The sequence below is a fragment of the Streptomyces sp. UH6 genome (assembly GCF_013421635.1).
GTDB classification, from domain to species: domain Bacteria; phylum Actinomycetota; class Actinomycetes; order Streptomycetales; family Streptomycetaceae; genus Streptomyces; species Streptomyces abyssomicinicus.
Map to the genome: position 1 here is coordinate 1 of NZ_JACADT010000303.1, position 5,960 is coordinate 5,960.

Annotated in this window: 5 protein-coding genes; 4 read left to right on the forward strand and 1 reads right to left on the reverse strand. The window is 70.0% G+C overall.

Translation table 11 applies throughout. The features are described 5' to 3' along the window. A partial coding sequence (locus HW445_RS16025; protein ID WP_180221693.1) for a HAMP domain-containing protein occupies positions 1-3,620 on the reverse strand: 3,620 nt, incomplete at its 3' end. A 443-nt stretch (positions 3,621-4,063) separates the two neighbouring features. Here HW445_RS16025 and HW445_RS16030 point away from each other — a divergent pair. The 4 genes from HW445_RS16030 to HW445_RS16045 form a co-directional block, all read left to right on the forward strand. Next, on the forward strand, positions 4,064-4,930 hold the full coding sequence (locus tag HW445_RS16030) for an STAS domain-containing protein (RefSeq protein WP_180221694.1): 867 nt from the start codon (positions 4,064-4,066) through the stop codon (positions 4,928-4,930). Continuing rightward, positions 4,927-5,304: an STAS domain-containing protein gene (locus tag HW445_RS16035; protein ID WP_151769573.1), complete on the forward strand. Its 378-nt coding sequence runs from the start codon at positions 4,927-4,929 to the stop codon at positions 5,302-5,304. Before HW445_RS16030 ends, HW445_RS16035 begins: the two co-directional genes overlap by 4 nt. Then, the gene (locus HW445_RS16040; RefSeq protein WP_180221695.1) at positions 5,301-5,726 is read left to right on the forward strand and encodes an anti-sigma regulatory factor; all 426 of its coding nucleotides are present in this window, start codon (positions 5,301-5,303) and stop codon (positions 5,724-5,726) included. The genes HW445_RS16035 and HW445_RS16040 overlap by 4 nt, the downstream gene beginning before the upstream one ends. Continuing rightward, on the forward strand, positions 5,714-5,960 hold a 247-nt coding region (locus HW445_RS16045; RefSeq protein WP_180221696.1), incomplete at its 3' end, for an ATP-binding protein. The genes HW445_RS16040 and HW445_RS16045, both read left to right, overlap by 13 nt.

The window sequence follows — 5,960 nt, forward strand, 5'->3', positions numbered from 1 at the left end:
TCCCAGTCCCCGCGGGCGACGGGGAGGTAGAGCGTGAAGGTGCTGCCCTCGCCGACGCCGGAGCGGGCGGTGACGGCGCCGCCGAGCAGATGGGCGATCTCACGGCTGATGGACAGGCCCAGACCGGTGCCGCCGTACTTGCGGCTGGTGGTGCCGTCGGCCTGCTGGAACGCCCCGAAGATGGCCTCCAGGTGCTGTTCGGCGATGCCGATGCCGGTGTCCTTGACCTGGAAGGCGATCACCGGGCCGCCGCGGTGCACGAAGGGCGGCACCTCGCCGGCCTCGGCGGTCTCGATGCGCAGTTCGACGCTGCCGTGCTCGGTGAACTTCACCGCGTTGGAGAGCAGGTTGCGCAGCACCTGGCGCAGCCGCGCGTCGTCGGTGAGCAGCTGGCCCGGGACGCCGGGCGCGGTGCTCACCGTGAAGTCGAGGTTCTTCTGGGTGGTCATCGGCCGGAAGGTGGCCTCGACGTACTCGACCAGCTGGCGCAGCGGCACCTGCTCGGGGTTGATGTCCATCTTGCCCGCCTCGACCTTGGACAGGTCGAGGATGTCGTTGATCAGTTGCAGCAGGTCCGAGCCGGCGGAGTGGATGATGCCGGCGTACTCGACCTGCTTCGGCGTCAGGTTGCGCGTGGGGTTCTGCGCGAGCAGCTGGGCGAGGATCAGCAGGCTGTTGAGCGGGGTGCGCAGCTCGTGGCTCATGTTGGCCAGGAACTCCGACTTGTACTTCGACGCCAGCGCCAGCTGCTGGGCGCGGGCCTCGAGTTCCTGGCGGGCCTGCTCGATCTCCAGGTTCTTGGTCTCGATGTCCCGGTTCTGGGCCGCGAGCAGCGCGGCCTTCTCCTCCAGCTCGGCGTTGGAGCGCTGCAGTTCGTCCTGCTGCACCTGGAGTTCGGCGGACCGGGCCTGGAGTTCGGCGGTGAGCCGCTGGGACTCGTCGAGCAGTTCGTCGGTGCGGGCGTTGGCGACGATGGTGTTGACGTTGACGCCGAGCGTCTCCATCAGCTGTTCCAGGAAGTTCTGGTGCACCAGGGTGAACGGCGTGAAGGAGGCCAGCTCTATGACGCCGAGCACCTGCTCCTCGACGACGATCGGCAGCACCACCAGGCTGCCCGGGGGCGCCTCGCCGAGCCCGGAGGAGATGCTGACGTAGTCGCCGGGAACCTGCTGGACGACGATGGTGCGGCGGCTGCGCGCGGCCTGGCCGACCAGGGACTCGCCGAGCCGGTAGCGGGCGTGGCCCTCGAACTCGGCGGGCCGCCCGTAGGAGCCGACCAGGCTCAGCTCGGTCTCGCCCTCGTTCTCCTCGGCGAGGTAGAAGGCGCCGTACTGGGCGGCGACCAGCGGGGTCAGCTCGTCCATGACCAGTTCGGCGACGACGGCCAGGTCGCGGTGGCCCTGCATCAGGGAGGAGAACTTGGCCAGGTTGGACTTGAGCCAGTCCTGTTCCTGGTTGGCCCGGGTGGTCTCGCGCAGGGACTCCACCATCGAGTTGATGTTGTCCTTGAGCTCGGCGACCTCGCCGGAGGCGTCGACGGTGATGGAGCGGGTCAGATCGCCCTCGGCCACGGCGCTGGCGACCTCGGCGATCGCGCGGACCTGGCGGGTGAGGTTGCCGGCCAGCTCGTTGACGTTCTCGGTGAGCCGCTTCCAGGTGCCCGAGACGCCCTCGACCTCGGCCTGGCCGCCGAGGCGGCCCTCGCTGCCGACCTCGCGGGCGACGCGGGTGACCTCCGCGGCGAACGAGGAGAGCTGGTCGACCATCGTGTTGATGGTCGTCTTCAGTTCGAGGATCTCGCCGCGCGCGTCGACGTCGATCTTCTTGGACAGGTCGCCCCGGGCCACGGCGGTGGTCACCAGGGCGATGTTGCGCACCTGGTTGGTCAGGTTGTTCGCCATGGAATTGACGTTGTCGGTCAGGTCCTTCCAGGTGCCCGCCACGTTGGGGACCCGGGCCTGGCCGCCGAGCTGGCCCTCGGTGCCCACCTCGCGGGCCACGCGGGTGACCTCGTCGGCGAAGGCGGAGAGCGTGTCGACCATGGTGTTGATCACGCCGGCCAGCGCGGCGACCTCGCCCTTGGCCTCGACGGTGATCTTCTGCGAGAGGTCGCCCTTGGCGACCGCGGTCGCCACCTGCGCGATGGAGCGCACCTGACCGGTCAGGTTGGACGCCATCACGTTGACGTTGTCGGTGAGGTCCTTCCAGGTGCCGGAGACGCCGCGCACGGTGGCCTGGCCGCCGAGGTTGCCCTCGGTGCCCACCTCGCGGGCCACGCGGGTGACCTCGTCGGCGAAGGCGGAGAGCTGGTCGACCATCGTGTTGATGGTCTCCTTCAGCTCCAGGATCTCGCCGCGGGCGTCGACCCGGATCTTCTGGGAGAGGTCGCCCTGGGCCACCGCGGTGGTGACCTCGGCGATGGAGCGCACCTGGGCGGTCAGGTTGTCGGCCATCACGTTGACCGACTCGGTGAGGTCCTTCCAGGTGCCGGAGACGCCCTTGACGTCGGCCTGGCCCCCGAGACGGCCCTCGGTGCCCACCTCGCGGGCGACCCGGGTGACCTCGTAGGAGAACGCGGAGAGCTGGTCGACCATCGTGTTGATGGTGTTCTTCAGCTCGAGGATCTCGCCGCGCGCGGTGACGTTGATCTTCTGCGACAGGTCGCCCTTGGCGACCGCGGTGGCGACCTGGGCGATGGAGCGGACCTGGGCCGTCAGGTTGCCGGCCATGGAGTTCACGGAGTCGGTGAGGTCGCGCCAGGTGCCGGAGACGCCCTTGACGTCGGCCTGCCCGCCGAGGATGCCCTCGGTGCCGACCTCGCGGGCCATGCGGGTGACCTCGTCGGCGAAGGAGGAGAGCTGGTCGACCATCGTGTTGATGGTGTTCTTCAGCTCGAGGATCTCGCCGCGGGCGTCGACGGTGATCTTCTGCGACAGGTCGCCCTTGGCGACCGCGGTGGTCACCTGGGCGATGTTGCGGACCTGGTCGGTGAGGTTGCCGGCCATGAAGTTGACCGAGTCGGTGAGGTCGCGCCAGACGCCGCCGACGCCGGGCACCTCGGCCTGGCCGCCGAGGCGGCCCTCGCTGCCGACCTCGCGGGCGACGCGGGTGACCTCGTCGGCGAACGAGGAGAGCTGGTCGACCATCGTGTTGACGGTGTTCTTCAGCTCGAGGATCTCGCCGCGCGCGTCGACGTCGACCTTCTGCGACAGGTCGCCCTTGGCGACCGCGGTCGCCACCTGGGCGATGTCGCGGACCTGGGTGGTGAGGTTGCCGGCCATGGCGTTCACCGAGTCGGTGAGGTCGGCCCAGGTGCCGGAGACGCCCGGCACCTCCGCCTGACCGCCCAGCGTGCCCTCGGTGCCGACCTCGCGGGCGACCCGGGTCACCTCGGAGGTGAACAGGGAGAGCTGGTCGACCATGCCGTTGAAGACGGTGGCGATCTCGCCGAGGAGACCGTCCTCCTCGTCGGAGAGCCTGGTCCCGAAGTCGCCGTCGCGTACCGCCGTGAGACCGGCCAGGAGCTGCCTCAGCTCCGCCTCGCCGACCTTCCCGCCCCCGCGCGGGGACCGCGACCGCGGCGCGCCACGCGTACCTTCGACCGCCGTCGCCTCAGCCACGACCGACCCCACTTTCCCTCATCGTTGCCATGACGCAGTGATGCCATGGACGAAAGGCCGCACGGCGAACCCCTCGCCTACCCGGAATTCCCAGCACCATGCTTCCGGTTTTCCACCCATGCCAAAGGACGACTCCGGAGGTTACTTCACCTTGTGAAGGAAGTGAAAACACCCCTCGCCCCTGGGTACCGACGGGTGCGATTTCCGGCCGCCTCCGCTTCCTGCCTGCCCCTCTCCACCGTACGACCCCGGGGAGGCTTGCGCCGGGACCTTCCTGCGGGCGTACCGTGGCACGGCGGATCCCTCCGGAACCGTCGCGGAAAATTCGCAGGTGTGCGGCGTTTGAGCCGGGGTATCGGGAGCCAGACGTTTCCGTCGCGCCCTCCCGCCCGCGCGGGGAGGTGCGCCGCGCCGACACTGCCGTCGCAACCGGTGGCGAGTGCATGTATCAGAGGAGTTCAGCGGTGGCAGGGCATGAAGTTTCCAGCAGACTCGTCGAGCTGCTGACGGCCAAGGACGAACAGCTCGCCTCCGCCTGGGTGGAGGCCGTCTCGCGCACGCTGCGCGGGCGGATGTCGCTGGCCGAGCTCGAGCGTGAGCTCGGCGAGCTGTACACGGCCCTGGTGGACGGACTGCGCAAGGGCGCGTTCGACTGGCAGGGGGACGCCTACGCGGAGCTGCGGGCGCTGCTCGCCGAGCTGTCCCGCAGCCGGGCCCGGCAGGGCTTCACGCCCACCGAGACCGCGACCAGCGTGCTGGCCTGCAAGGACATCCTCGCGCCGACGACGGACACCCCGGCCGCGGACGTCCACGCCTACCTCCACCTCGGCAAGCTGATGGACGCCTTGGCGCTGTTCACGCTGGAGGTCTACGCCAAGACCCGTGAGGAGATCATCAGCGCGCAGTCCGAGCAGCTGATGGAGCTCTCCACCCCGGTCGTGAAGCTGTGGGAGGGCGTGGTCGCCGTCCCGCTGGTGGGGACGCTGGACTCCGCCCGCACCCAGGTGGTCATGGAGAAGCTCCTCCAGGCTTTGGTCGACGTCGACGCCGACCAGGCGATCATCGACATCACCGGGGTCCCCGCGGTGGACACCGAGGTCGCCCAGCACCTGCTGAAGACCGTGGTGGCGGCCCGCCTGATGGGCGCCGAGTGCATCATCTCCGGCATCCGTCCGCAGATCGCGCAGACCATCGTCGCGCTGGGCATCCAGTTCGGCGACATCGTCACCAAGGCGTCCCTCGCCGACGCCCTCAAGCACGCGCTCCGCCGCGGCGGGGCCGACGTCACGACCAGTGGCGGCCAGGCGTGACCGAGCGCGTACCCGTCCTGAAGATCGGTGACGTCCTCCTGGTCTCCATCCAGGTCGACCTGGAGGACCAGATCGTCCTGGACCTCCAGGAGGACCTGGCCGCCCGGATCGTGGAGTCCGGCGCCCGGGGCGTCGTCATCGACATCACCGCGGTGGAGATCGTCGACTCGTTCGTGGGCCGCATGCTGGCCACCACCGCGGCCATCTCCCGGATGCTCGACGCGGAGACCGTCGTCGTCGGCATGCGGCCGGCCGTGGCCATCACCCTCGTCGAACTGGGCCTGTCGCTCGGTGGGGTGCGGACCGCTCTCTCGCTGGAGAAGGGCCTGGACATGCTGGCCCGGCCGGGCGACGACCGTCCGGCACAACGATGAACAGGCCCCTGCCCGAGCTCGGCGCCGAGGACCAGACCCTGCCGATAGCCTCCAACGACGACGTGGTGCGGGCCCGGCAGCTGGTGCGGACGCTCGCCCAGCGCTGCAAGCTCTCGCTGGTCGACCAGACCAAGCTGGTGACCGCCGCGAGCGAGCTGGCGCGCAACACCCTCGTCTACGGAGGAGGCGGGGTCCTGCGGATCGGTCTGGTCCACCGGGACGGAAGGGCCGGGGTGACCGCGGTGTTCGACGACTCGGGGCCCGGCATCCCCGACGTCGACCAGGCGCTGACCGACGGCTGGACCTCCGGCGGAGGTCTCGGGCTCGGCCTCAGCGGCGCGCGCCGTCTCGTCGACGAGTTCGTCCTGGACACAGAGGCCGGCGGCGGCACCCGGGTCTCGGTGACCAAATGGGGCCGCTGACCTGGGCGGTCCTGGACGCGGAGGATGTGGTCTGGCTCCGCGACCAGGAATCGTTCCCCGCCGCCGCCCGGATCGCGGCCGTGTCCGTGGCCCGGCGCATCGGCTTCGACGAACAGCGCTGCGCGGAGGTCGCCCTCGCGGTGAGCGAGGCGGCGACCAACCTGCGCCGGCACGCCGTCGACGGCGCGCTCCTGCTGCGCGTGGTGCGGACCCGGCAGGACGCCGGCGTCGAGT

Excerpts from the sequence above, each read along its gene's own strand:
- HW445_RS16030 (WP_180221694.1), top strand. The coding sequence starts at position 4,064 with ATGTATCAGAGGAGTTCAGCGGTGGCAGGGCATGAAGTTTCCAGCAGA.
- HW445_RS16040 (WP_180221695.1), top strand. The coding sequence starts at position 5,301 with ATGAACAGGCCCCTGCCCGAGCTCGGCGCCGAGGACCAGACCCTGCCG.